The following is a 25,290-nucleotide window of genomic DNA, read 5'->3' as shown; positions in this document are numbered from 1 at the left end:
TTTCGCCGGTGGGATTCCGGCGAAAATCCACGGACTAGTCGTCCGTCAGGGTCACGCCGATGCCACCGACGAGGGTGGCGGAAATGTTGTACAGCACGGCCGAAAGCATCGACAGGGCAGTCAGCAGCACAACGTTCACCACTGCGATAATGACCGCAAAGGAAGCGACCTGGCCTAGGGAAGCCACCTTCTTCAGTTCGAACCCGCCGCCTTCAGAACCGGCAAGTGTTCCGAGCAGGCTGTCCACCTGGTCAAAGATGCCGGTCAGGTCCAGGACGGTCCACAGGACGATCGCCGCAACAACCGTGACGATGCCCAGGGCAACCGACAGCAGGAAGGCCATCTTCAGCACGGACCAGGGGTCCACCTTGCTGACAAGGAGCCGGGCACGGCGGACCTTCGCCTTCGGCGCCGGCTTGACCAGCCCAGGAGCGCCCTGGGCGCTGCCCTGGCCCGGACGCTGGCCGGGAACGCCGGGGCGCGTCCCCTGGGGCGGCTGCGCAGGGCGCTGCCCCTGGGCCGGGCGCTGGCCGGGCACCACGGGACGCTGCGCCGGGGCTCCCGGCGTCGAGGGCCGCTGCTGCGGACGTACGGGGGCGTTCACGCGCGGAGCGGACGCCGGCTGCCTGATCCCGCCGGGAGTGTTGCTGTTCGGCTTGGGATATGAGTCGGAATTGCTCACTCGTTACCTCCGGTATTTTCTTCGTCCAGCTCAGGGTCGTCCGATGACTCTTCGGACTCCGCGGCCGGTGCTGAATCTTCCTCTGCGGACCCGTCATGTGATCCGGCACCTTCAGCCAACGTTACGTCATCCCCGGCCGCAGCCGGGCTTTGGGACGGGTTTTCCGGGTCGGTGGCTTCAGCCTCCTCGCCTTCCAGACCGCGTTCGCTGTTGCGCGCAACCTCGATGATGCGGTCGTTCTTGTCCGGCTTGGCGAAGATGACGCCCATGGTGTCGCGGCCCTTGGCAGGCACGCCGGCCACCGAGGACCGGACCACCTTGCCGCCTTCCATGACTACCAGGACTTCGTCCTCTTCCTGGACAATCAGGGCGCCTACGAGGTGGCCCCGCTCTTCCTGGTACTTGCCGACCTTGATTCCGAGGCCGCCGCGGCCCTGGAGGCGGTATTCCTCCACCGCAGTGCGCTTGGCGTAGCCGCCTTCGGTGACGATGAAAACGAACGAGCCGTCCTTGACGACGTCTGCCGCCAGCAGTTCATCGTCCTCGCGGAACTTCATGCCGGTCACGCCGGAGGTCGCACGGCCCATCGGGCGCAGTGCATCGTCCGTAGCCGTGAAGCGGATGGACTGGCCCATCCGGGAAACCAGCATGAGGTCATCGGTTTCCGAGACAAGCTGTGCCGAGACGAGTTCGTCGCCGTCACGCAGGTTGATCGCGATGACACCCGCGGAGCGGTTGGTGTCGTAGTCCTCCAAGCGGGTCTTCTTGACAAGGCCGCGCTTGGTGGCGAGCACCAGGTACGGGGCGTGCTGATAGTCGCGGAGGTCCAGCACCTGGGCGATGTGCTCGTCCGGCTGGAAAGCCAGCAGGTTGGCAACGTGCTGGCCCTTGGCGTCCCGCCCCGCTTCCACGAGTTCGTACGCCTTGGCACGGTAAACGCGTCCCAGGTTGGTGAAGAACAGCAGCCAATGGTGCGTTGTGGTTACGAAGAAATGTTCCACGACGTCGTCCCCGCGCAGCTGGGCACCCTTGATGCCCTTGCCGCCGCGTTGCTGCGAGCGGTAGTTGTCACTGCGCGTGCGCTTGACGTAACCGCCGCGCGTGATGGTGACCACCATTTCCTCTTCAGGAATGAGGTCTTCCATGGACATATCACCGTCGAAGCCCATCAGGATCTTCGTGCGGCGGTCATCCCCGTGCTTGGCGACGATTTCGGCAAGTTCGGTACTGATGATCTCGCGCTGGCGCTCTTCCGAGGCCAGGATCGAGTTGTACTCGGCGATCAGGGCTTCCAGTTCGGCATGGCGGTCCTGGATCTTCTGGCGTTCCAGGGCGGCAAGCCGGCGAAGCTGCATGTCCAGGATGGCGCGCGCCTGAAGTTCATCGATGTCCAGCAGCTGCATCAGGCCGTCGCGGGCCGCTTCGGTGGTGTTGGACGCACGGATGAGGGCAATAACCTCGTCCAGCGCGTCCAAAGCCTTGAGGAGGGCACGCAGGATGTGCGCTTCCTCTTCGGCCTTGCGCAGGCGGTACCGGGTCCGGCGTGCGATGACGTCCATCTGGTGGGTGACCCAGTGGCGGATGAAGGCATCCAGGCTGAGGGTCCTCGGGACGCCGTCAACGATCGCCAGCATGTTTGCCGCGAAGTTGTCCTGCAGCTGGGTGTGCTTGTAGAGGTTGTTCAGCACCACCTTGGCCACGGCGTCGCGCTTGAGCACGATGACCAGGCGCTGGCCGGTGCGGCCGGAGGTCTCATCCCGGAGGTCGGCTATTCCCGAGATCTTCCCGTCCTTGACGAGTTCGGCGATCTTGATGGCCAGGTTGTCCGGGTTGGCCTGGTAGGGCAGTTCGGTGACCACCAGGCAGGTGCGTCCCTGGAGCTCTTCAACGTTGACCACGGCACGCATGGTGATGGAGCCACGGCCGGTGCGGTACGCATCTTCGATGCCCTTGTGGCCCAGGATCGTGGCGCCGGTCGGGAAGTCAGGGCCCTTGATGCGGAGCAGCAGCTCTTCCAGCAGCTCTTCGCGGCTGGCCGTCGGATTGGCCAGGTACCACTGCACGCCGTCGGCAACCTCGCGGAGGTTGTGCGGCGGAATGTTGGTGGCCATGCCGACGGCGATGCCCGACGAGCCGTTGACCAACAGGTTGGGGAACCGCGCCGGCAGGATGGTGGGTTCCTGGTTCTTGCCGTCGTAGTTGTCCTGGAAGTCGACGGTTTCCTCGTCGATGTCCCGGACCATTTCCATGGCAAGCGGGGCCATCTTGGTTTCGGTGTAACGCGGTGCTGCAGCACCGTCGTTGCCCGGCGAACCGAAGTTTCCCTGTCCCAGCGCCAGGGGGTAGCGCATGGTCCAGTCCTGGATCAGGCGCACCAGGGCGTCGTAGATGGCCGTATCGCCGTGCGGGTGGTACTGGCCCATGACCTCGCCCACCACGCGGGCACACTTGTTGAAGGATCGGTCCGGGCGGTATCCGCCGTCGAACATGGCGTAGAGAACCCGGCGGTGGACGGGCTTGAGTCCGTCACGGACGTCAGGCAGCGCGCGGCCGACAATAACGGCCATGGCGTAGTCGAGGTAGGAGCGCTGCATTTCCGTCTGCAGGTCCACCTGCTCCACGCGGTCGACCAGCACGTCGCCCTCCAGGACGGGCTCGGCGGGACCGGCGGATTCGGCCGGAACCTCGGGTGTTTCGTCACTCATAGTCTATGTTTTCCGTTTCAGGTATATGTCAGATCGAGAATATTTAAGGCCGTGGGGCTCTTAGATATCCAGGAACCTGACATCCTTGGCGTTTTGCTGAATGAAGTTTCGGCGGGACTCAACATCCTCACCCATCAGCACGGTGAAGATCTGGTCGGCCGCAAGGGCGTCATCCATCGTGACCTGCAGGAGGGTCCGGTGGTCCGGGTCCATGGTGGTGTCCCACAACTCCGTGTAGTCCATCTCGCCGAGGCCCTTGTAGCGCTGGATGCCGTTGTCCTTCGGAATGCGGCGCCCTGAGGCCTGGCCGGCCACGAGCCGGGCGTCGCGTTCACGGTCACTGTAGACGTAGTCGTGCGGCGCATTGGACCACTTGATCCGGTACAGCGGCGGCTGGGCAAGGTACACGTAGCCGTTTTCAATCAGCGGTCGCATGTACCGGAACAGAAGTGTCATCAGGAGCGTGGTGATGTGCTGGCCGTCAACATCAGCATCGGCCATGAGCACGATCTTGTGATACCGGAGTTTGCTGAGGTCGAAGTCCTCGCCGATGCCGGTACCGAAGGCCGTGATCATGGACTGGACCTCGTTGTTGCCGAGGGCCTTGTCCAGGCGTGCCCGTTCCACGTTCAGGATCTTGCCGCGAAGGGGCAGGATGGCCTGCGTTTCCGGGTTGCGTCCGCGTTTGGCGGAGCCGCCGGCGGAGTCACCCTCCACGATGTAGACCTCGCACTTGGCCGGGTCCTTGGAGGAGCAGTCGGACAGCTTGCCCGGCATGCCGAAGGACTCGAGGGGGCTCTTGCGGCGGGCATTGTCACGGGCCTTGCGGGCAGCCATGCGGGCCTGGGCAGCTGAAATGGCCTTGCGGATCACGTCGCGTGCTGGGCCGGGATTGCGTTCCAGCCAGTCGCCCAGGCCGTCGGTGACGACGCGCTGGACGAAGCCCTTGACCTCGGAGTTGCCGAGCTTGGTCTTGGTCTGGCCTTCGAACTGCGGTTCGGCCAGCTTCACGGAGATAACGGCGGTGAGCCCTTCACGGATGTCATCACCCGTGAGGTTGTCGTCCTTTTCCTTGATGATGTTCTTCTCGCGCGCATAGCGGTTGATGAGTGACGTCATCGCGGCGCGGAAGCCCTCTTCGTGGGTGCCGCCTTCATGCGTGTTGATGGTGTTGGCGTAGGTGTGGACGCTTTCGGAGTACGCGTTGGTCCACTGCATCGCCATTTCCAGCGCGATTTTCCGTTCCGTGTCCTCGGTTTCGAAGGCGATGACGTCCTCGTGGACCACGTCAACCTTCTTGCCGGAGTTCAGGTGCTTCACGTAGTCCAGCAGGCCGTCGTCGTACTGGTAGACAACCGTCCTATATTCGGCGGCGACTTCGCCCTCGGTGGGGACGGCGTCGAGATCGAGGTCTCCGTCTTCGGAGTTTTCAAGTGTGGCGTTGCGTTCGTCCGTCAGCGTGATGCGCAGGCCCTTGTTCAGGAACGCCATCTGCTGGAACCGGGCGCGGAGCGTCTCGAACTCGAATTCCGTGCTCTCAAAGATGCTGGCATCCGGGTAGAAGGTCTGCGTCGTACCGGTCTGGTCCGTCTCTTCACCCTGGTCCAGGCCGCCCTGGGGCTTGCCGCCGTCGGCGAAGGACATCCGCCAGACATGGCCCTGGCGCCGCACTTCGGTGTCCACCCGGCTGGAGAGGGCGTTGACCACCGAAATGCCCACGCCGTGCAGGCCGCCGGACACGGCATAACCGCCGCCGCCGAACTTTCCGCCGGCGTGCAGGATGGTCATCACAACTTCAACCGTGGGCTTGTGCTCCGTGGGGTGCATGTCCACGGGGATGCCTCGGCCGTCGTCAATCACCTTGACGCCGCCGTCGGCCTGGAGAACAATCTCGATGTGGGTGCAGTACCCGGCCAGGGCTTCATCTACGGAGTTGTCCACCACTTCGTACACCAGGTGGTGGAGGCCGCGGGGTCCCGTGGAACCGATGTACATGCCGGGCCGTTTGCGGACAGCCTCAAGCCCTTCAAGGACGGTGATGTCGCTGGCACCGTATCCTTTGCGTTCGGCTGCCTCCGCCGGCGCATCAGTTGTACGGGCATCCTCAGCTGCGTGTTCCACTGCCGGGATATCTGCATTGTCGTTAGCCACAGGCGCTTTCGACTCCTCTGTATTCGTATGGCCGGCCGTCACCGTCTCCGATAGAAGAGGTTCCCGCCAACAGGCACGTCACTGATAACGCCGATTACTTCGGTGACTGGCGGAACCGTACCCCGGCCGCAGGAAATGCGCCGGAAAACGGACTCAGTCAACGTTTCACCGGCGCCCAGTTATCTACCCCGATTCTACCGTGTGGGCGGGCGGAATCCCGCATTCCAGGGCCGCAAACGCGGAGGAAAGTGGCGCTGGCAGGCCATTGGCTCCGCCTGCAAGGCTCCAGGGGTCCGGTCTCTGGGTTCCTATACGGCCCCGGGCAGTTTGAGCGCCCTACACGCCGTTTGGCCATTTTTCAAGAGTCGGAAGTGTCAGCAGCCGGGATCGCAGCGGCGGTCGTGGCGTTCCGCTATCCGTACGTGTCGCGGGGGCCGCGGCCGTTGACTGTCCGTCCGCCCTTCCGCCAGCTGGGCGCCGCCGGTCCCAGGACCTGGATTTTGGTGACAACGCCATCACCCAGTTCCGTGCGGAATTTCTCCAGGAGACTGAAGCTGAGGAGACGGAGCTGGGTGGCCCACGCCGTGGAATCGCACCGCACGTGGAGCGTGGTGTCGGTGAAGCTTTCCGGGGTGCAGTGCGCCGAGATCTCCGGACCCACCAGGGTGCCCCATTCGGCCATGACCGATCCGACCGCAACCGGGGAGGTCCAGCCGCGTTCTGCCACCAACCGTCCCACGACCTTGCCCAGGCCAAGTGGATCGCGGCCGGTCCCGTGGAACTGGGTGAAGCCGCGGGTTCCCGCGCTGCGCCCCGGCTTTTTGGCTCCGTTTGCGGGCAACGGGTGCTTGCGGCGGATTTCACCCCGGGCGGCCGCCGCTTCGCGCATCCGGTTGAGGGCGGCCTGGGGAGCATCGATGTCGTCGGGATCGCGGCCGGGCTGCAGACCTCCGGTGTCCTTATTCATGGGGATTCCGACTCATCGATTCCTCCCGGGATGACCTTCACCCGCCGCCCGGTCAGTTCCTCCGGAATATCGGCGTCGACGGCGGCAGTCACCAGCACCTGTTCGGCGCCGGATACTATTGCCGCCAGTTTACGCCGCCGCTGGACGTCAAGTTCGGCAAACACATCGTCGAGAATGAGGATCGGCGCGGACCCGCCAGTGCTGGCATCGTCCAGCATCACGTAGTAGGACGCCAGCCGCAGGGAAAGGCACATGGACCACGTTTCGCCGTGCGATGCGTACCCTTTTGCCGGTGCCTCGCCGAGGATGAGTTCCACATCGTCACGGTGCGGCCCCACGAGCGAAATGCCCCGCTCCAGTTCCTTGCGGCGGGACGCCGCAAACGCCTGCACATAGCGTTCGGTCAGCTCGTCGACGGAGAGTACCCGCAGGTCCTCAACGCGCCCGACGGCGGACGGTTCGGCAGCGTAAGCCGTACCGGCGCCGTCGTCGTCCAGCAGGTCCTGGAGCGTGGACCGGTAAATGGCGTCCGCCTCTTTGGAACCGTCGGTCAACTGCGCATAAGCCTTGTTCAGGTGGGGCCTGAGCCGTTCCACCAGTTCCAGCCGGGCGTGCAGCAGTTCGGCGCCGGCCCGTGCCATGTGTTGGTCCCAAACATCCAGGGTTGCCTCGTGGCCGGCGGTGAATTTGCCGGCACGGCCTGATTTCAGGAGGGCGTTGCGTTGTTTGAGGACGCGGTCGTAGTCGCTTCGCGTGGCGGAATGACGGGGCATGAGGCTGACCAGCAGCTCGTCGAGGAAACGCCGGCGGTTGGAAGGATCGCCCTTGACCAAAGCCAGGTCTTCGGGCGCAAACAGCACTGTCTGGCAGATGCCGAGGATGTCGCGGGCACGCACGGGGTTGCTGCGGTTGATACGCCCCCGGTTGGCGCGGCTCGCGTTGATTTCCAGCTCCAGGACGGTGGCCTGCTCACCCCGGACCAGCTTGGCCCGGATCAGGGCGCGTTCGGTTCCGAAGCGCAACAGCGGAGCGTCCGAACTGACCCGATGCGAGCTCAGGGTGGCCAGGTAACCGATGGCCTCCATGAGGTTGGTTTTGCCGATGCCGTTGTACCCCACGAGCACCGTCACCCCGGGCTCGAGGGTGAGGTCCACCTGGGCATAGCTGCGAAAATCGGTCAGCGAAAGCTTTTCTAGGTACACGCCGTCTTCAGGATTCCCGGACTGCTCGGACTGCCGCTACTTGGCCGGACGGGTGGCATGCCCGCCGAACTGATGCCGCAGTGCGGACACCATCTTCATGGCCGGCGAGTTGTCCTCGCGGGACGAGAAGCGTGCAAACAGGGCTGCTGTGATGGCCGGCGCGGGAACCGCGTTGGCGATTGCCTCTTCGACGGTCCAGCGGCCTTCCCCGGAATCTTCGACGTAGTCGTCGATCGAGGCCAGGCCCGGATCCTCGTCGAGTGCCTTGACCATGAGGTCGAGCAGCCAGGAGCGAACAACCGTGCCCTTCTGCCAGGCCCGGAATGTTCCCGGCAGGTCGGTGACGATGTCCTTGGCAGCCAGGAGTTCATATCCTTCGGCATAGGCCTGCATGAGGCCGTACTCAATGCCGTTGTGCACCATCTTGGCGTAGTGGCCCGCACCGATTCCGCCGACGTGGACAAAGCTGTCCGCCCGGTCGCCTTCGGGACGGAGTGCATCAAAAGCGGGCATGGCCCGTTCGATGTCGGCGGCATCGCCGCCGGCCATGAGCCCGTAGCCGTTCTCCAGGCCCCACACGCCGCCGGACACACCGCAGTCGGCGAAGCGGATGCCCTGCTCAGCCAGTGCGGCCCCGTGTTTCTGGTCCTCGGTGAAGCGGGAGTTGCCGCCATCGATCACCAGGTCACCGGCGTCGAGCTTGGAACCCAGCTCGGTGATCACGGTATCGGTGATTTCACCTGCCGGGACCATGACCCAGATGACGCGCGGCGCGGGAACGGCCGCGATGAGCTCGTCAACTGTCGCGACGTCGGTAACGTCAGGGTTGCGGTCGAAGCCGGTGACTTCAATGCCGCCCTTGCGCAGCCTCTCGCGCATGTTGAAACCCATTTTGCCAAGGCCGATCAGTCCAATATGCACGGTAGGAACTCTTTTCTGCGCTGGTGTTGTGGTGGGGCCGCGGTGATGTACCCAACTGGGTCGCAGTAAGTGTCGTTTTGGGTGCCCAAAACGACATCAGCTGCTACCTAGTTGGGCAGGCGCACCGGCATGACCAGGTACCGGTAGTCGTCCTGGTCTTCGCCGTCGGCGTCGGCCTGTGCCGTGATCATGGCCGGCTTGGGGGCCGTGGTGAAGGAGAACCGGACGAACTTGGTTTCGATCACGCTGAGGCCCTCAATGAGGTAGTGCGGGTTGAAGGCAACCGTGATTTCTTCGCCGGTCAGCTGTGCTTCAAGTTCCTCCGACGCCTGGGCGTCCTCGCCCGTGCCGGCGTCGAGGTGGAGCTGGCCTTCGGTGAAGGCCAGCCTGACCGGGGTGTTGCGTTCGGCAACGAGGGACACGCGCCTGACAGCTTCGACCAGTTCCTGGGTCTGCACGGTGGCGTGGATGGGCGTGGCATCCGGGAACAGCGACCGGATCTTGGGGTAGTCGCCGTCCACCAGGAGTGACGTGGTGGTGCGTCCGCCGCTCTCGAAGCCGATCAGCCGGCTGTCGTCGTCAGCCAGGGCGAGGTTGATGTCTCCGCTGTTGCCGAGGGTTTTGGCGACTTCGTTGAGGGTTTTCGCTTTGACCAGGGCGCTGGTGGAGATGCCGGGAGTGACCGGCTTCCAGGGCACTTCACGCATGGCCAGGCGGTAGCGGTCGGTCGCCAGCAGGGTGATGAGGTCGTCCTCGATCTCCATGCGGACACCGGTGAGGATCGGCAGCGTGTCGTCCTTGCTGGCGGCGATGATCACCTGGGAAACGGCCTGGGCGAAGGAATCTCCCGGCACCGTTCCGCTGATGGTGGGCAGCGCAGGCAGCGGAGGGTATTCGGCCTCGGGCATAGTGGCGAGGTGGAAGCTGCTGCGGCGGCAGGTGAGCGTGACTTTGTTGCCGTCAGTTTCGACCTCAACGGGGGCAGACGGCAGGCTGCGGCAGATGTCCGCAAGGAGGCGTCCGGAAACCAGGATGGTGCCTTCAACGCTGATATCAGCCGGGATTTCGAGGCGGGCCGAGGTTTCGTAGTCAAAACTCGAGAGGCTCACGGTGCCGGACTCGGCCTTGAGGAGGAGCCCGGAAAGCACCGGAACCGGCGGCCGCGGAGACAACGACCGGGCGGTCCATGTGACGGCTTCTGCCAGGACGTCCCGTTCGACTCTGAACTTCACGGAAGGGTGCCGCCTTTCATTGCTGCTGCCATTTTTTCAACGGGAACTCCCTCAGGGAGTCCAAAAAACCTTGCCCCCGGACACCGGAACCTGCATGGTCCGCGCTTGCTGAACCACAAACAGACCCAAGGATGGGAGCGCTGCTGACAGCTTAGCCGGAACATTGAGGATTTCCCCATCCCCGGCAGGGACGCTGGTCCTTCCGGGCCGAGGTCACGAGGCTGTGCGGGGCGGGGAACGAGATTGTTGTTTGAGGGAATTTCAATTTTTTAGGATTAGTAGTGTTAATAACTGCTGTGGAAACTGTGGATAACCCTGTTTCGCGGCACGATTCCGCGGTTAAGCCCTGTTCATCCGTTGTGGGCGAAGCAGGTTTTAAACAGGGTGTGGATGGGGACAACTTTTTTGGCCGTTTCGCTGATCCACAGATGCCTTAAGGGTTTTAAGCCCATTAACCGCGGTTGTCCCCTTAACTATCCACAGGCTTATCCACATGCCCCTGTTAATAAGGTAAGGATGCGGGGTCGAAGCCAGGCTCAGGAATCCCGCTGCTGCTGCTTGATGCGGTTGGTCAGCTCCGTAACCTGGTTGTAGATCACACGTCGCTCGGCCATCAGTTCACGGATCTTGCGGTCTGCGTGGATCACGGTGGTGTGATCGCGGCCGCCGAGCTCCTGCCCGATCTTGGGAAGCGACATGTCCGTCAGCTCGCGGCACAGGTACATGGCGATCTGGCGTGCGGTCACCAGCGTGCGGGTCCGCGACTTGCTGCAGAGCTCTTCCATGCTGAGCTTGAAGTAGTCGGCCGTCTGGGTCAGGATCTGCGCCGAGGTGATCTCCTGGGCGCCGTCGTCCGTGATGAGGTCCTTGAGCACCATTTCCGCGAGGGCGACATCCACGGGCTGACGGTTCAGGCTGGCGAAGGCGGTGACGCGGATCAGGGCGCCCTCGAGCTCGCGGATGTTGCTGGAAATCTTGGACGCGATGTATTCGAGGGCGTCGTCCGGTGCGGAGAGGCCTTCGCTGAGGGCCTTCTTGCGGAGGATCGCGATGCGGGTTTCCAGTTCCGGCGGCTGGATGTCGGTGAGCAGGCCCCACTCGAAGCGGGACTTCATCCTGTCCTCGAACCCTGCGAGCAGCTTGGGCGGCTGGTCGGACGTGATGACAACCTGCTTGTTGTTGTTGTGGAGCGCGTTGAACGTGTGGAAGAACTCCTCCAGCGTGCGGTCCTTGCCGGCCAGGAACTGGATGTCATCGATCAGCAGGACATCCACGTTGCGGTACGTGGTCTTGAAGCTGGTGCCCTCGTCGTCCCGGATGGAGTTGATGAAGTCGTTGGTGAACTCTTCGGAGTTCACGTAGCGGACCCGGATGCCGCTGTAGAGGCGGCGGGCGTAGTGCCCGATCGCGTGCAACAGGTGGGTCTTGCCCAGTCCGGAATCACCGTAGATGAACAGCGGGTTGTAGGCCTTGGCCGGCGCCTCGGCGACGGCGACGGCGGCTGCATGCGCGAACCGGTTCGAGGAACCGATCACGAACGTGTCGAACACGTACTTCGGGTTGAGTCGGCCGAATTCGTGGGAAGTGCTCGGCAGCATGGGCTGCGGCTTCAGTTCCACGGTGGGGTCGGTCGCGAGGGAAAGTTCGACGGCGGGTTCCGGCTCCGTGTGGAGGGGCACCAGATCGGTGTCGACGTCGATGGCGCAGCGGATGTCGTCGGAGAAGACGTTGTGGAGGGCGTCGTCGAGGGCTTCCTTGACCTGGGTCTGCAGGACTTCGCGGGTAAGTTCGTTGGGCACCGCCACCAGGAGGGTGGACCCGATCAGTCCCTGCGCCTGGGCGAGGATTACGAAGCCGCGCTGCCGGGGTGAAACCCGGTGGTCCTGCTCCAGAAGGCTCACAACCCGCCGCCAGGAACTTCCGACAGTATTCGCGTGGTTGGCTTCGTCTACTGTCATCAATCAGTTCCTCAAACTTGCTTGCCTGCATTACCTGCAGCCACAAGTCCTGAACCAGGGGTGGTTCCGGCTTATATCCACAGGGTTATGCACAGAGCGTGGATAATCGGCTACTGAGCCACTCTAGGGGATCAAAAGCATAGAAGATAGCTGGGTAGAGCCTTGTGGATAATTACACCGTTGTGGTTCGAAAACGTGCCCTGTGAGCCACTTCATCCACAGGCTGTGGGCAGAGGTTAACCACAGCGGGTGCAGGGCAGTGAACCCTGGCCCGGTTTGACTAGGGCAGGCTTTTTGGCCTAACGTTGTGAAGTCCTTTGTGTCCGCTTTTCGACCTCATTTGAATCTCTCTGACGTTCTGCGTCCTACGAGCCGAGGGCAGCGTGTGCACATACAAAACTTAGCGTCGGCCAGTTCTTCCCCTTTTTTGATCGGGTGGGCGCACCTTTGATCCACTGGAGTAACTAACGTGAGCAAGCGGACTTTTCAGCCGAATAACCGCCGTCGAGCCAAGAAGCACGGCTTCCGCCTTCGTATGCGTACCCGTGCCGGCCGTGCCATCCTGGCAGCCCGTCGTGGCAAGGGCCGCACCGAACTGTCGGCCTAAATACACTGACTCGTCGGTATACATCCCTTTGCGAGTTTAACGGTGCTAGCCACCAGGAACCGTCTAAGGACATCAACCGATTTTTCAACAACTGTACGTTCCGGCGTCCGCAATGGACGCCGGAACGTAGTGTTATATACGGTAGCTATTGCTGCTGACGAACCAAGCCGGATCGGATTCATCGTTTCCAAGAGTGTTGGGAACGCTGTTGTCAGGAACCTCGTTAAGAGGAGACTGAGGGAAGCCGGCGCTTTGTCGTTGCAGGATTACGGTACCGGGTTCGCCATTGTGGTCCGGGCACTGCCTGCGGCCGCGGCTGCCAGCTGGGACCAACTGCTGGCAGATTACAACGCCGCTCTGGAAACGACCATGAAACGGCTGGGCGGCCGCCTTCCTCGGGCCGCGTCAGCGGTTTCACGGGAACCAACACAGGAAGGGACACCGCGTGCGTAACGCCATTGCCGCCGTCGTCCGTTCCCTCAAACCAGCAGCGCTCCTCATGGGCAAGACGCTCTGGAACCTGCCCCGCAACTTACTTATCCTGCTGCTGATGGCCTACCGCAAGGTGATTTCGCCCTTGTACGGCCAGGTCTGCCGCTTCTTTCCTTCGTGCTCGGCGTACGCCCTCGAAGCAATCACGGTGCATGGCGCCGTGAAAGGAAGCTGGCTCGCGGCCCGGCGCCTGGCGCGCTGCCATCCCTGGAACGCCGGCGGTGTGGACCACGTCCCCGCCGGCCACCGCCACTGGCCCGAACACCGGACCCCCACAATTGTTGTACTGAACAACCCGGACAAGTACCTGGCTGCACAGTCTGATGGAGAAGGCCGCACTGCGGCCTGACGAATAGGGATATCGTATGGACTTCTTTGAAACAATCATGTTTCCGTTCAAGTGGCTGGTTTCCATCATCATGGTGGGCTTCCACGAGGGCCTGAGCACCATTGGCCTGCCGGCTGCCAACGGCTGGACGTGGACGCTGTCCATCATCGGGCTTGTGCTGGTGATCCGTGCCGCTCTGATCCCTGTGTTCGTCAAGCAGATCAAGGCCCAGCGCGGCATGCAGCTCCTGCAGCCGGACCTCAAGAAGCTGCAGGAGAAGTACAAGGGCAAGACCGACCAGCTCTCCCGCCAGGCCATGGCGCAGGAACAGATGGCCATGTACAAGAAGCACGGGACCAACCCGTTCTCTGCCTGCCTGCCCATGCTGATCCAGATGCCGTTCTTCTTTGCGCTGTTCCAGGTGCTCTCCGGCATCACCACGAGTGCCCAGGCTGGCAAGGGCATCGGCGCCATGAGCCACGAACAGGTGGTCCAGTTCGATCAGTCGAGCATCTTCGGCGCGCCGTTGTCCGCCACGCTGCTTCATGGCACGCCCCCCGGCGGCAATGTTGTGGCGGTGTGGATCCTCTCCATTGTGATGATCCTGGCGATGACGGCATCGCAGTTCATCACGCAGAAGCAGATCATGGCCAAGAACATGTCCGAAGAGGCCATGGCCAGCCCGTTCATGCGCCAGCAGAAAATGATGCTCTACATCCTGCCCCTTGTGTTCGGTGTGGGTGGCATCAACTTCCCCATCGGTGTGCTGATCTACTGGACCACCACCAACCTCTGGACCATGGCACAGCAGTTCTTCGTCATCCGCCGCATGCCGACGCCGGGATCCCCGGCCGCCAAGGCCCTCGCCGAGCGACGCGCCGCCAAGGGCCTTCCGGTCCTGCCCATCCTGGGAGGCAAGAAGGTCGACGTCGAGGCTGAAGCCGCCGCGGCAGCCGCCATCGCCGAGGCCAAGGGCCAGCGCATCCAGCCACAACGTAAGAACAGGAAGAAGAAGTAATGTCTGTCGATAGCACCGAAAACGCCGTTACCGGCGAGGCCATTGAAGACCAGGACGACGCCCGGGACGAGAGCCAGGATTCGGGCAAGGGTTCTTCCGCGAGCCGGCTGGAAGAGGAAGGCGACGTCGCGGCCGACTATCTTGAAGAGCTGCTGGACATCGCCGACATTGACGGCGACATCGACATCGAGGTCCGGAATGGACGGACCTACATTTCCATCGTGGCCGAGGAAGAGTCCTCAGGGTTGGACAGCCTCGTCGGCCGTGACGGTGAAGTGCTGGAAGCCCTGCAGGAGCTGACCCGCCTTGCCGTACTCTCAGCCACCGAAAACCGGTCCCGGCTGGTGCTGGACATCAACGGATACCGGCAGGAGCGCGCCGGCCACCTGCAGAAGATCGCAGAGGACGCCGTGGCCTCCGTCAAGGAATCCGGAAACGCTGTGGCGCTGGAGCCGATGAGCGCTTACGAGCGGAAGATCGTTCACGACGCTGTGGCCGATCTTGGTTTCGTCAGCGAATCCGAAGGCGAAGGTGCCGGGAGGCACATCGTTGTCTCCGCAGACTGAAGACGCCGGGACGCTGACAATGGTTGACATCACTGCCGCGGAGCTGAAGGCAGCCGAGGCGATCTTCGGTGATCGCCTGGAACTTGCGAAGCGCTATGTGGAGCACCTGGCAACATCCGGGACCGAGCGGGGACTCATCGGCCCCCGCGAAATTCCCCGGCTCTGGAGCCGGCACGTACTGAACTGTGCCGTCATTGAGCGGGAAATCGCTTCGGGCAGCCACGTCGCTGACGTTGGGAGCGGTGCCGGGCTGCCGGGCTTGTGCTTGGCAATTGCCCGTCCCGACCTGGAACTGACGCTGATCGAGCCGCTGGAACGCCGGGTGATCTGGCTGCAGGAAGTCGTGGACGATCTTGGGCTGACCAACGTCACCGTGATGCGCACCCGCGCCGAACTGGCTGTGGGTATGGTGAACGCCGATGTCGTCACGGCCCGGGCAGTGTCCGCGTTGTCGAACCTGGCCGGTCTGACCATCCCCCTGCTTGCGGGCAAGGGCGAGGTCGTGGCCATCAAGGGACGCAGTGCCGGCGAGGAAATCGAGAAGGCTGCCAAAGCCATCCGGAAGCTCGGTGGCGTGCAGACATCCGTCGTAGTAGTCGGCGAGGACCTCCTGGAGGAACCCACCACTGTGGTCCGAATCATCGTTAATAAGAAGCAAAAGATTGCCTAGCCGCTGGCCCGGTGCCACAGGACTTTAGGGGGAAGCGGTTAGGCTAGTGAACGGCAGAAAAAGCCGAATGAGAGTGAGTGTGTCACAGTGACCAGTAGCGAAGCCTCCACACAGCGGATACCACCGTTTGTGTCCCTGGGGTCCGCACGGGCCATTGTTGCGCCCTCAATCGCGCAGAGTGACTCGTGGAATCATCTGAATTCGGTTACAAACCGCTCCAAGTCGACCGCAGTTTCACGTGAAACTGCGAACTCGGTCAGCGGGAACATCATGGACTCCATCGACGACTCGAGCCCCATCGCCCGCGACCTCGCGCATGAGAACAAACGCCGTGAACGTTTGATCGGCCGGCAGCTTCCCAAGCCTGAGAAAACCCGCGTCTTCACGGTTTCAAACCAGAAGGGCGGCGTTGGCAAGACCACCACCACGGTGAACATCGCCGCTGCCCTCGCGGCTGCGGGACTGAATGTCCTTGTCATTGACATTGATCCCCAGGGCAATGCCTCCACGGCCCTCGGGATAGAGCACCATGCGGATGTGGACAGCATCTATGATGTCCTGATCAACGATTTGCCCCTCAAGGATGTTGTGGCTCCGTGCCCGGACATAGCCAACCTGATTTGTGCCCCCGCCACTATCCACCTGGCCGGTGCGGAAATCGAACTCGTCTCCCTCGTTGCCAGGGAGCAGCGGCTCCGGCGTGCGATTGACGTATACGCCAAGGAACGCGAGAAGGCAGGCGAGGCGCGTCTTGATTACATCTTCATCGACTGCCCGCCGAGCCTTGGCCTTCTCACCGTCAACGCCTTCTGCGCCGCCGGCGAGGTCCTGATCCCTATCCAGTGTGAGTACTACGCACTGGAAGGCCTCAGCCAGCTCCTGAAGAACATCGAAATGATCCAGAAGCACCTCAACGCGGACCTGGTTGTTTCGACGATTCTCCTCACCATGTACGACGGCCGCACGAACCTTGCAGCACAGGTGGCTGCCGAAGTCCGTCAGCACTTCCCTGACCAGGTCCTGGGTGCAGTGGTTCCGCGGTCCGTCAGGATCTCGGAGGCACCCAGTTACCAGCAGACTGTGATGACCTACGATCCGTCCTCCAGCGGTGCACTCTCCTACTTGGAAGCCGCAGCGGAAATCGCTGAACGTTAGAATTTTCAACAATTGCACTAGCCAGAGCCGGGTCTGCCGGGCTCTTCCATTGGAGGGATTTATCCATGAGCGATAAGCGACGCGGCCTCGGTCGTGGTCTTGGCGCACTCATTCCAAGTTCCGCTCCGGCTAACGCTTCGGGTAACGGCGCAGCGCCTTCACGCCCTGTTGACCTGTTTTTCCCGGAAGCCAGGAAGAAGCCGACGACGGCCGCCAGCGTTCTCATTGAAGAGGACGCAGCTGCTTCGGCGCCAGAAAAGCCGAGCTCCGAGAAATCTCCGGCTGAAAAGACTTCTGAAGACAAGGCAGCTTCAACGAAGGCTGCGGATGCTTCCGGTTCGGCTGCAACCAAGAGCCCGGCTAATGGCGCGCCGTCTCCTGACACGAAGGCTCCTGTCCGGAAGGCTGTTGCCAGGTCCGGTGCCGCAAAGCAGCCCGCAGCTGATACGGCTGCACAGAATGAGGCCGGTTCTACCCCGGCGTCAGCCACCGATGACGGTCCGGAGCTGGTGGAGGTTCCCGGCGTGCGGTTTGCTGAAATCCCGGTCGGTGACATTCATCCGAACCGGAAGCAGCCCCGTTCCGTCTTCGATGAGGACGACATGGCGGAGCTTATTCACTCCGTCCGCGAAATAGGCGTCCTCCAGCCAATTGTGGTCCGCACTTCAACCGAAGAAGGTGGCGAACCGTTTGAGCTCGTTATGGGTGAACGTCGCTGGCGTGCAGTACAGGCCGCAGGGCTCGAAACCATCCCAGCAATCGTCAGGGACACCACGGATGACGACCTTCTTCGGGATGCACTCCTTGAAAACCTTCACCGCAGCCAGCTGAACCCCCTCGAAGAAGCCGCTGCCTACCAGCAGCTGCTCGAGGACTTCGGCACGACGCACGAGCAGCTTGCCGACCGCATTGGCCGCTCGCGTCCCCAGGTCTCAAATACACTCCGTCTCCTCAAGCTGCCGCCGCTGGTCCAGCGCCGCGTCGCTGCCAGTGTTTTGTCTGCGGGCCATGCACGGGCCCTACTTGCCCTTCCTGATGCGGCAGCGATGGAACGCCTGGCGCAGAAGATCGTCGCAGAGGGAATGTCGGTTCGTGCAACCGAGGAAGCTGTCACTCTTTACCAGAGCCCGGCGGAACCCACTAAGAACAACGTTCCCCGCCCGGGCGCACGCCACGAACGCTTGGATTACCTCGCATCGTCGCTTTCCGACCGGCTGGACACCAACGTCAAGATCTCCCTCGGCGCCAGGAAAGGGCGTGTGAGCATCGAGTTCGCCAGCGTGGAAGATCTGAACCGGATCATGGAAGTTCTGTCACCTGGTTCCGAGAACTAAGACTGCACCAAAGGAGTAGGGCCTGTTTCACGTGAAACAGGCCCTTTTCGTTTGTCCTTTGAGGCGGCGTTGCTCCTCAAGTCGGGCCAGGGCAGTTGTGAACTGCTGCTGTCGTGGCTGCACATTCAGTGGGAAGCGATGCCGCTTGTGCGGGCCACGACCCGTGGGCGCTACTAGTTTGGCGCGAGCATCCGGCGATGCTCCGGGTTTGGCTGGGACGCCCTGCTTTCCGACCCAAGCGCCCTGGCGCGGGCGGCTGAATGGGGCTCTGCGGGGCTGCTGGAGTGCTCTCTGAGGCATTCTGGGCCCCCGTGAACCTCGGTCCGCTGTTCGCAGATACAGCGGGCCCCCTAGCCGCGAACGGCGCGTCCAGAGCGTCACGCAGGGCCCAAAGCTGTTCGGAAGCACCTATATTGGACGACTTTTGAGCTGGAAATTGCGGGGGAACCTTTTGTCTCCCCTTCTCGGCAGGTTTCCGGCCTTAAAGAATGGTGCTAAGCACGACCTTCACTGCACGCTTCCGTAGGAGGCGTGCCCGTTCGATCTGGAGGGCTGGCTCCCTTTGCTGCGGTATTCAATCCAATTCCCTCAGCCGCGGTCTTTCGATCCATACAGAGAGCTGAGTCGGAGCGGCGCTCCGGAGAATGCTGGGAGGGCCGTTCGAGTTACGGAGGCGGCCAGTTATGCGTTGAGTTTTGGGCGCCCGCTTGCGTTTGTTGGCCAGGCGTCAGCCGACACAATGGTTCGATCTGGGTGGTGAGGACTGGGAGTCTGCCTCTGGGCTCCCCCGTTTAGCCTGATGTGTCTTCCCAGTTTCTTGGGCTGCGCAGTTTGAAATGCCGTGATGTTTCACGTGAAACGTGGTGACCACGGCTGTTTAGTGGCGGGTGCGCTGGGTACGAGGATGATAAGCATGGCATCTGGCGATGATGAGGCATGGCAACTGGCGCACTCGCGGATTCCGGAGGCTGTGGAGCGCCAGTGCTGGGTGTGTCAATGCCGCCATGTCTTTGAACGGGGCGCAAATGGATAGGGCCAGGGACTACTGCCACGCTTCATCAGGAGTTTTGCCGGCACATGCAGGAGGGTCCAGATGCGGATGTCTTCCCCGCCGAGAACCTCGGCGGGTAGGCCGTGACGTGGTCAATTCAGCAAACAGTGGTCTGTCTATATCGATGTCGTGACCATCGCCAGCATTCCCGCCCTCCAGAAGGCTGGTCCCTGTGTCCGTAGGACTCTTGGTGGTGTGCTTTAGCCCCTGTTTGGGGTGCAACAGCAAGCCTTGCGGGCAGGTGGTTGGTTGCTGTCAGCGCCGAAGGAGTACTTTCCATGCGGGCCGCGCTGTTTGGTAGTTGCGGCGGTGATCAGATGGCTCCTTGCTATGAACTCCAGTCTGCGGCAGAGGAGCCTGTTGGAATCGGCGACGTGCATTTTCGTGCCGCCCGTTCATCGGCAACTCGACTTGACCTTGGGGCATGCCCAGAATGCATGACGAGGTTGTACGGTCAAAGAGTGAGGAGAGGGGACGGGTGATGATGGCGCATGGATCCGAGATGTTCCACGTGAAACGTCGTAGTCGCATTATGGACGGGTCGGCTTCCTCATGTCGGGGACGTGTATTGGCTGGTCGGCCCGTGGTCGACGGCGATGGCGCCGCTACGCTCGGTACCTCATGGGCCACAGCTCGCTACGACATCAACTATGGCTCCCTATGGCGGCGGGTCAGTCGTCAGCGAAGGCGCCCGGTGTTCAGAAGCCGCGACCGATCCGACGCCGCGAATCGACTGTGGCGCGACTCGGGATCTATTAGGTGAGTTTCGGGGATGGTGATCGAACCAGCATGTTTCACGTGAAACGTGGGACATGATGGTTCGAGCAAGTAGTCATATTTAATCAGCCGTGGACGGAGATGGCCCTGCAATTCCGTGGAGGATAGCCATGAAGGACACTGCTCCATTGAGCCCCCATAGCCCATTGCCCCACGACGCTAGGATGCCCTGGGCTCCCCCGGGTGCAGCGGCTGCGAAACCGCCGACAGACCGACGGTCAGAAGCACTTGAAGCCGCCGCAGTTCTTCTCGAATCCCTGTTCGTCCTGAACCGCGTCCCCGACCACTGATGTGACCCTCGATGTGATGCCTGGCAGGGCAATGTGCCGCTAGCTTCGAGTATTCGCTGAAGCGACTCGAATCCGACCGACCGGGCTAACCCTAGGGGCTCCGCAGATTCTCTATCGAAAGCCTCGGCCAACTCCAGCCATCCTCACGTCGAGTTGCCAGTCTCCCCCGCTGGATTGTCGCCTGAGTGCGAATTCGATGGATCACTAGTCTTGGCAGTCCACTCAATGGGAGTGTCATAGGACTTCATGGGGAGTTCCTCGTTTCGCATCGAACCGCCTGGACCTTCCTTCCCATAGCGACGCGAGTGATCCTGGTCTTGAACCGTTGCTTGGATCCCCGCGGCGTGTGGTGCCTGGAAAGCATTGAATGTAATTTCGTGTCCTGCTGCCGGTGGCCCAACTTTGCGTATTGCGAGGCCGCGCCTTCGCGGGGTCTGCGTGTCGACTCTGCTCGTTGACCGCCGATCCGGATGTGTCGTTCCTTTCGAATTGCCTCCACGGTCCGGCGGTCTGCCAATGGGGGCGCCGGCGTAGCAGAACCTCTGGGCATCCCCACGTCACTATCGTTTGAGCGCGACGCCGTTGAACCCAGGAAGAGGCGACAACAAGGAGTCCAATGTGTGCTCTCGCGCTGGCATTGAGGTCTCTGGTCATGCGGCGCGGAGTCTTCTCGTACCTTTGGGGTGGCGCGTGAAGGCCTCCAAATCCCTTGCTCAAGACCAGACGGAGCGGACACACCGGCTCATAACGAGGTGCATAACGTGGTGGATATCCCTGTGGATAACTTTGTGGATAGAGCCGGGATGAAACGCTCTCACTCAGGTCTTACGCGGGCGAAACGTCGGCAGGCCCAAGCCCGTTTTTGCGTCGTCGCCTTGTGTGTTTCACGTGAAACATCGCTCGCCGTTCCGTTCGAGGCGAAGCAGCACCCAAATGCAGCAATTCCAGCCGATATCGCCCGTTTTTAACGTCTTTTGCGGCCCATCCCTATGACTAATCAGTACGCTTCACAACCGTCGCTTTAAGTGACTCGCGCCACACGCGGGGACCGACCGAGAAGCGAGTCGGATATGTCGAGAGTCACAATGGGCACTCCGCCGGCGGGCCTGTGGATAAGCTTGTGGATATCGTCTGTGGAGAAGTGATTCAGGACTGTGGAAAAGCTGGTTCCAGGAGTGCTCCGCGGTGAAGCGGATGATGTTCCGCTGTGCGCCCGACAGGCGCATCACGGTGAAAGCGGTCGTGTGATCGCCTCGGGAACACCGCAGAAAGAGAGGGCTCCCTGGTCCGATATCGTCCCAGCTGGTGCCTGATAATTGGCATCGAATGGTCAGCTGAAGGCCTTGTGGCCAGTCTGGATGGCCGAAATGATGGAGACCTCCGGGCTCGTCACCCGACCCGCACCCCATGCACGGGCGATGAGGATGAAGGTGTGGCACGTGGCGAGCCTCTGGTAGGAATCGTGTCTGTCAGCGGCCAGTGGCGCACGGGATCCATGAGATGCTCCTTCTCACCCCCGCCCAAAGTGGACACGCGACTAAGACACCGCTGGGTGCATGCGCCACGTGCAGCGCTCAAGCTCCAGCTCGGGTCAGGTCCGAAGGGCAGGTTTGGCCGGGCAACAGAGTCGTCCGCTCTGAGAGGCGTTCTGCAGTCTGGTGCCCGGATCCCGTGTTAGCGGTCCCCGGCTACGCATCGACACTCAGTTTTTTTGCGGCTAGTCCACGGGGGCGCCGTACACCGTCCGGATGATCTGCCTGGCCAGTACTCGCGGTGGAACCATGCACGTGTGGTTGGGAGGCTGCAACGGGAGACTTTGCGTGCAGTCAGTATGGTTGCCGGCTCAATGTATCCGGCCAGGGTGGGCGCTGGCCGAAACGCCGGCGCATGGCGCTCCGTCGGGATTCATTTTCAGTGTGGCAGGAGCGGAGCGGCTGGATCAGGACGCCCGGGTCGGAATGCATGCAGCTCGATGCGGCGAGTTCGGGGCAGCCGGCGGATCGCGGTGAACATCGATGGTCCCGGAGTCATGGAGGTTCCGTTGCAGTCTGAGCCATGGGCTGTTGGAGTCAGTGCGCCGATCTGTCGGCGTGCCTCCTACACGCCTCCGCAGAGATCCCTAGCAACGCACAAGGCCGGGTGTGTAGTGGCGGCAACAACGTGAGCGTGTGGTTGCGCCCCATGAGAAGAAGCGGTGAAGGGCCGCTGTGCCACCAGACTGGAACCACTTGCACCACTATGGACAGACCAGATTTTCGCGCAGCAGCAACCGGTGTTCCCTGTACATGGCGGTTCACGCACGTGGTGGTTCGAAAGAGGACTTCCTTGGACACTGGATTTTGCACGCGCAACTTGTCGTTGGGCGTACACAGCCTGGCTCTGGTTGCTAGTCGGACTGACTGCCGATCTACCACAGGCTCGAATGATGCAGCAGGTAGCTGGATGATTGAGGACGGTTGCTTCCGTTGCCGGACATTGGAAGCGTATAGCGTGCCTTGTTTCGCGGATCAGCCGGATCACTGTTCCGTACTGCCGGGGCGTTGCCGCAAGTAGCCACTTGGGCCGTGATGTGCCCCTGTGGCTAGTCCCTTCCGTCGAACTCCGAGGGTCCCCTAGACGGTGCCGTGAAAGTCAGATCGGTTACTAAGCGCAGACGGAATCCGTGTTTCACGTGAAACATAGTCAGACCTTCCGTCTCCCATGCCCCCAGGCCCACCTCGTCCGCGTGGCTTTGGCGCAGTGGGCGCCGCGCACATTGCCTTAGCCCGCAGCCCACAACATTGGTTGAAGAAGCCCCTGCACCCGATGGCCCTATTCCTTCTGCGTATGTTCGGGAACCCTGCGTTCGTACTGGCGAGGTGCCCCGCAGGAATGCGCGGTGATGGATTGAACGGTCCCCTCAGGCAATTGGTGCCCCGTTTCACGTGAAACATTATTGGGTCCGCCGAGTTGTCGACACCCGTCTGGGATGACGGTTCAAAGTCCGGAGCATTTCGATACACCCCTGGAAGCTGCAATACATGACCTCCAGCGCCAATTGGACTATGCGCCATTGCTAATGGCCGTTGCAATAGCAATCGGTCGAGTGCTCCTGGTCCGTTTAGGGGCTGCATTAGCCCTGCGGTACGGACCGAATATATGGTCCGGTAGTAGTTGCCAAAACAGGGACCATTTTCACGGAGCCGCCGATCGGAGGACCCTCCGTTCAGGTCGGTTCAGTCCCTGGCGGGAATAGCCGGCTGTGCAATATCCATTTCAGCTGGATCCCTGTAGCGGGCTGAGTGCCCTTCCCGGCGCAGCCAACAAATGCACACTCGAAGTCCGTGGGCTCAAATTGTCATCGAATTGCCCTCTGGACTGGAGTAGCGCAATGGCGGGATAAGCGGCGGTACCGCGAAATTCACCCTCGAGGCGTAGGGATTCAGGTATGTCCGGGCAACGGCGAGCCTTGGATTTGCTCCGCAACTCCCTCTGCTCCCCTTCAGCAGGGCTGAGCACCGGTGTTTCCCCATGGTGCGCTTTGAAGCGCGAACCCCCTGGGCCTTGAGGTGGCAATGGGTTTGGCCGCCTGGTGGTTCACACTGGGATGTGATTGAGCTTCGGAACCGCCCGGCGTCGCGCATGTTTCACGTGAAACGTTCGGTCACCCCAGGTGGTGATTCCACGTTTGACCTGATCGGGACGAATGGCGGATCGCCGTCGGGCACCACCCCTCTTGCATGACGCGTCCCCAATGCGCATCAAGTCCCTGCAAGGTTCGATTTTCAAGATTTTGGCCACCGGCCCTGTTCCAAGTTCCGAGCGTGCGGCGGCCGGGCTGCGATGATGCAGAGGTGAATCCCGGAATGGCAGAAGGCAGCTGGTCCGGCGGAGGCCGTCCGATTAGCTGCGGAGAGCGAGCGATTTTGGGTTCAAGTGGAGACTCATGAGGGCATCTGCACCAATCGAAACGACCACGGAACAACTTATCAGCACACAATAGTGGCTCATTTGCCACGTTCTCCTGGTATTTGAAGTCGACAAGAATCCCATGCGCGTCGGCGAATGGTGTCCTATGCCCTCCGCCGCACGATGATCGTTGATCTCTTGGACTCCCTGGCCTCTTGACGTGCACCGCATTCTGGAAGCTGTGTTCTGCACTTCGGTAGTGGCCACCGGCTTGAACCTCGCCGGCGATAAAGCTTCGGAGAGGACGCAGTGGATCAAGTCGAAATCGCCGCCGGTGGAAATCAACTCGGAGGCGCTTTGGAGGTGCAGCTAAAACGGACGCTATGGCGACTTCTGCGCACGCCCATCCCCTAGCTGCGGCCCTTTGGATTCATGACGGGCCCAGCGGAGACGCCCTCCGTGGGTCCGGGGTAGGGGCCAACGACATGCCGTTCGGGACTTGGATGTTCCAGAGCGGAGACTCCGGGGCCCGGGATGCGGGCTTTCCTTCCGAAATCAGCAAGGGTTGAACGTTACTGGTTAGGGCACCTGGCGCGGCGTGCATAGGACGTCGGCAACCGAAAGGAGGGCGCCGTGAAGTCGTGGGACTCAAGGCGCCCCAGACTAGGAATGCCATTCCCCCAGTTTTGTGTTTCACGTGAAACATCGTCATTCAGAAACTGATGACCGAGACTGCGGCGTCATTCCCTTCTTCGCCAGCGCGCACCTCTTTGGGGCCGCCCGTTCGGCTCCGACCCGATCGGCCTTCACGCATGTAGGTCGGAGCGTTTCACGTAAAACAGTTGCCGTTAGATCCACTTCTTTGGGTGCTGGTACCCCCGGGACCGTATCCGGACGGGTTGCAGTGCCCCCACGTAAGGGCAAAATCGTAGCGTCGGCCTGTGGCCGTTCTGAAGAAAAGCACCGTTTGAAACAACTCACCAGCGTTGAGGTTGGGGCTCTCTGAGCGCTCCCCCAGTTGCCCACTCGGGCCACTCACGCCTCAAGCCTTGATTCCCACCAAGCGGCTACTTGCATCTCAATCGCGTACTTCCAAACCCACCGGGACATCGCCCAAGAAACCAAAAACGGTGGCCATCACCCTGATGAGTGATGGCCACCGTTTCTGCGACTGGACGCCCGCGGCCTACCCTAAATTCCGGGCGGCACTTCGTTCGCGGCGCTTGGTCCGCTCTAGGGCGTGTCTGCTAAATATTCGGCTTTGGATGTTCGATGCTGGATGGATGGTTCGTGCGA

General features: G+C 61.8%; 16 protein-coding genes. 8 read left to right on the top strand and 8 right to left on the bottom strand.

Annotated features, from left to right (window positions below):
• Positions 1–34: 34 nt before the first annotated feature.
• The 8 genes from J7I79_RS19975 to dnaA all read right to left on the bottom strand — a co-directional run bounded on the left by J7I79_RS19975 (position 35) and on the right by dnaA (position 11,818).
• The gene (locus tag J7I79_RS19975; protein ID WP_104174617.1) at positions 35–682 is read right to left on the bottom strand and encodes a DUF3566 domain-containing protein; all 648 of its coding nucleotides are present in this window, start codon (positions 680–682) and stop codon (positions 35–37) included.
• Positions 679–3,387 carry a DNA gyrase subunit A gene (gene gyrA, locus J7I79_RS19970; protein ID WP_214956259.1) on the bottom strand — a complete coding sequence of 903 codons (2,709 nt, stop codon included), beginning with the start codon at positions 3,385–3,387 and terminating at the stop codon, positions 679–681. Before gyrA ends, J7I79_RS19975 begins: the two co-directional genes overlap by 4 nt.
• 60 nt (positions 3,388–3,447) lie before the next feature.
• Positions 3,448–5,538: a DNA topoisomerase (ATP-hydrolyzing) subunit B gene (gyrB, locus tag J7I79_RS19965; protein WP_214956257.1), complete on the bottom strand. Its 2,091-nt coding sequence runs from the start codon at positions 5,536–5,538 to the stop codon at positions 3,448–3,450.
• Positions 5,539–5,950: 412 nt separating this feature from the next.
• Entirely contained in the window at positions 5,951–6,505 is a 555-nt protein-coding gene (locus J7I79_RS19960; protein ID WP_214956256.1) for a DUF721 domain-containing protein, read from the bottom strand.
• Positions 6,502–7,707: a DNA replication/repair protein RecF gene (gene recF / locus J7I79_RS19955; RefSeq protein ID WP_214956254.1), complete on the bottom strand. Its 1,206-nt coding sequence runs from the start codon at positions 7,705–7,707 to the stop codon at positions 6,502–6,504. The genes J7I79_RS19960 and recF overlap by 4 nt, the downstream gene beginning before the upstream one ends.
• 36 nt (positions 7,708–7,743) lie before the next feature.
• Positions 7,744–8,628, bottom strand: coding sequence for a phosphogluconate dehydrogenase (NAD(+)-dependent, decarboxylating) (gnd, locus tag J7I79_RS19950; RefSeq protein WP_214956252.1), 885 nt, complete (start codon positions 8,626–8,628; stop codon positions 7,744–7,746).
• A 107-nt stretch (positions 8,629–8,735) separates the two neighbouring features.
• On the bottom strand, positions 8,736–9,860 hold the full coding sequence (dnaN, locus tag J7I79_RS19945; RefSeq protein WP_214956250.1) for a DNA polymerase III subunit beta: 1,125 nt from the start codon (positions 9,858–9,860) through the stop codon (positions 8,736–8,738).
• A gap of 536 nt (positions 9,861–10,396) precedes the next feature.
• A complete protein-coding gene (dnaA, locus tag J7I79_RS19940; protein WP_209741811.1) occupies positions 10,397–11,818 on the bottom strand; it encodes a chromosomal replication initiator protein DnaA in 1,422 nt (473 codons plus the stop codon).
• 469 nt (positions 11,819–12,287) lie between these two features.
• Here dnaA and rpmH point away from each other — a divergent pair, with 469 nt between their 5' ends.
• From rpmH to J7I79_RS19900, 8 genes are all read left to right on the top strand, one after another.
• On the top strand, positions 12,288–12,425 hold the full coding sequence (gene rpmH / locus J7I79_RS19935) for a 50S ribosomal protein L34 (RefSeq protein WP_003800212.1): 138 nt from the start codon (positions 12,288–12,290) through the stop codon (positions 12,423–12,425).
• A 42-nt stretch (positions 12,426–12,467) separates the two neighbouring features.
• The gene (gene rnpA / locus J7I79_RS19930) at positions 12,468–12,878 is read left to right on the top strand and encodes a ribonuclease P protein component (RefSeq protein ID WP_214956248.1); all 411 of its coding nucleotides are present in this window, start codon (positions 12,468–12,470) and stop codon (positions 12,876–12,878) included.
• Positions 12,871–13,266, top strand: a complete 396-nt coding sequence (gene yidD / locus J7I79_RS19925; protein WP_214956246.1) for a membrane protein insertion efficiency factor YidD — start codon at positions 12,871–12,873, stop codon at positions 13,264–13,266. Before rnpA ends, yidD begins: the two co-directional genes overlap by 8 nt.
• Before the next feature lie 16 nt (positions 13,267–13,282).
• Positions 13,283–14,263 carry a membrane protein insertase YidC gene (yidC, locus tag J7I79_RS19920; RefSeq protein ID WP_214956244.1) on the top strand — a complete coding sequence of 327 codons (981 nt, stop codon included), beginning with the start codon at positions 13,283–13,285 and terminating at the stop codon, positions 14,261–14,263.
• Positions 14,263–14,829, top strand: a complete 567-nt coding sequence (locus tag J7I79_RS19915; RefSeq protein ID WP_214956242.1) for a R3H domain-containing nucleic acid-binding protein — start codon at positions 14,263–14,265, stop codon at positions 14,827–14,829. The genes yidC and J7I79_RS19915 overlap by 1 nt, the downstream gene beginning before the upstream one ends.
• 19 nt (positions 14,830–14,848) lie before the next feature.
• A complete protein-coding gene (gene rsmG, locus J7I79_RS19910; RefSeq protein ID WP_104174605.1) occupies positions 14,849–15,499 on the top strand; it encodes a 16S rRNA (guanine(527)-N(7))-methyltransferase RsmG in 651 nt (216 codons plus the stop codon).
• An 87-nt stretch (positions 15,500–15,586) separates the two neighbouring features.
• Positions 15,587–16,654: a ParA family protein gene (locus J7I79_RS19905; protein ID WP_311380618.1), complete on the top strand. Its 1,068-nt coding sequence runs from the start codon at positions 15,587–15,589 to the stop codon at positions 16,652–16,654.
• 65 nt (positions 16,655–16,719) lie between these two features.
• On the top strand, positions 16,720–17,988 hold the full coding sequence (locus J7I79_RS19900) for a ParB/RepB/Spo0J family partition protein (protein WP_214956240.1): 1,269 nt from the start codon (positions 16,720–16,722) through the stop codon (positions 17,986–17,988).
• Positions 17,989–25,290: the final 7,302 nt, after the last annotated feature.

The sequence above is a fragment of the Arthrobacter sp. ISL-69 genome (assembly GCF_018613775.1).
Classification (GTDB): Bacteria; Actinomycetota; Actinomycetes; order Actinomycetales; family Micrococcaceae; genus Arthrobacter.
The sequence above is the reverse complement of the archived record's forward strand: the minus strand, read 5'-3'. Positions and strand labels throughout refer to the sequence as shown.

Excerpts from the sequence above, each read along its gene's own strand:
- J7I79_RS19900 (WP_214956240.1), top strand. The coding sequence starts at position 16,720 with ATGAGCGATAAGCGACGCGGCCTCGGTCGTGGTCTTGGCGCACTCATT.
- rsmG (WP_104174605.1), top strand. The coding sequence starts at position 14,849 with ATGGTTGACATCACTGCCGCGGAGCTGAAGGCAGCCGAGGCGATCTTC.
- J7I79_RS19915 (WP_214956242.1), top strand. The coding sequence starts at position 14,263 with ATGTCTGTCGATAGCACCGAAAACGCCGTTACCGGCGAGGCCATTGAA.
- gyrA (WP_214956259.1), bottom strand. The coding sequence starts at position 3,387 with ATGAGTGACGAAACACCCGAGGTTCCGGCCGAATCCGCCGGTCCCGCC.
- dnaA (WP_209741811.1), bottom strand. The coding sequence starts at position 11,818 with ATGACAGTAGACGAAGCCAACCACGCGAATACTGTCGGAAGTTCCTGG.
- yidC (WP_214956244.1), top strand. The coding sequence starts at position 13,283 with ATGGACTTCTTTGAAACAATCATGTTTCCGTTCAAGTGGCTGGTTTCC.
- J7I79_RS19960 (WP_214956256.1), bottom strand. The coding sequence starts at position 6,505 with ATGAATAAGGACACCGGAGGTCTGCAGCCCGGCCGCGATCCCGACGAC.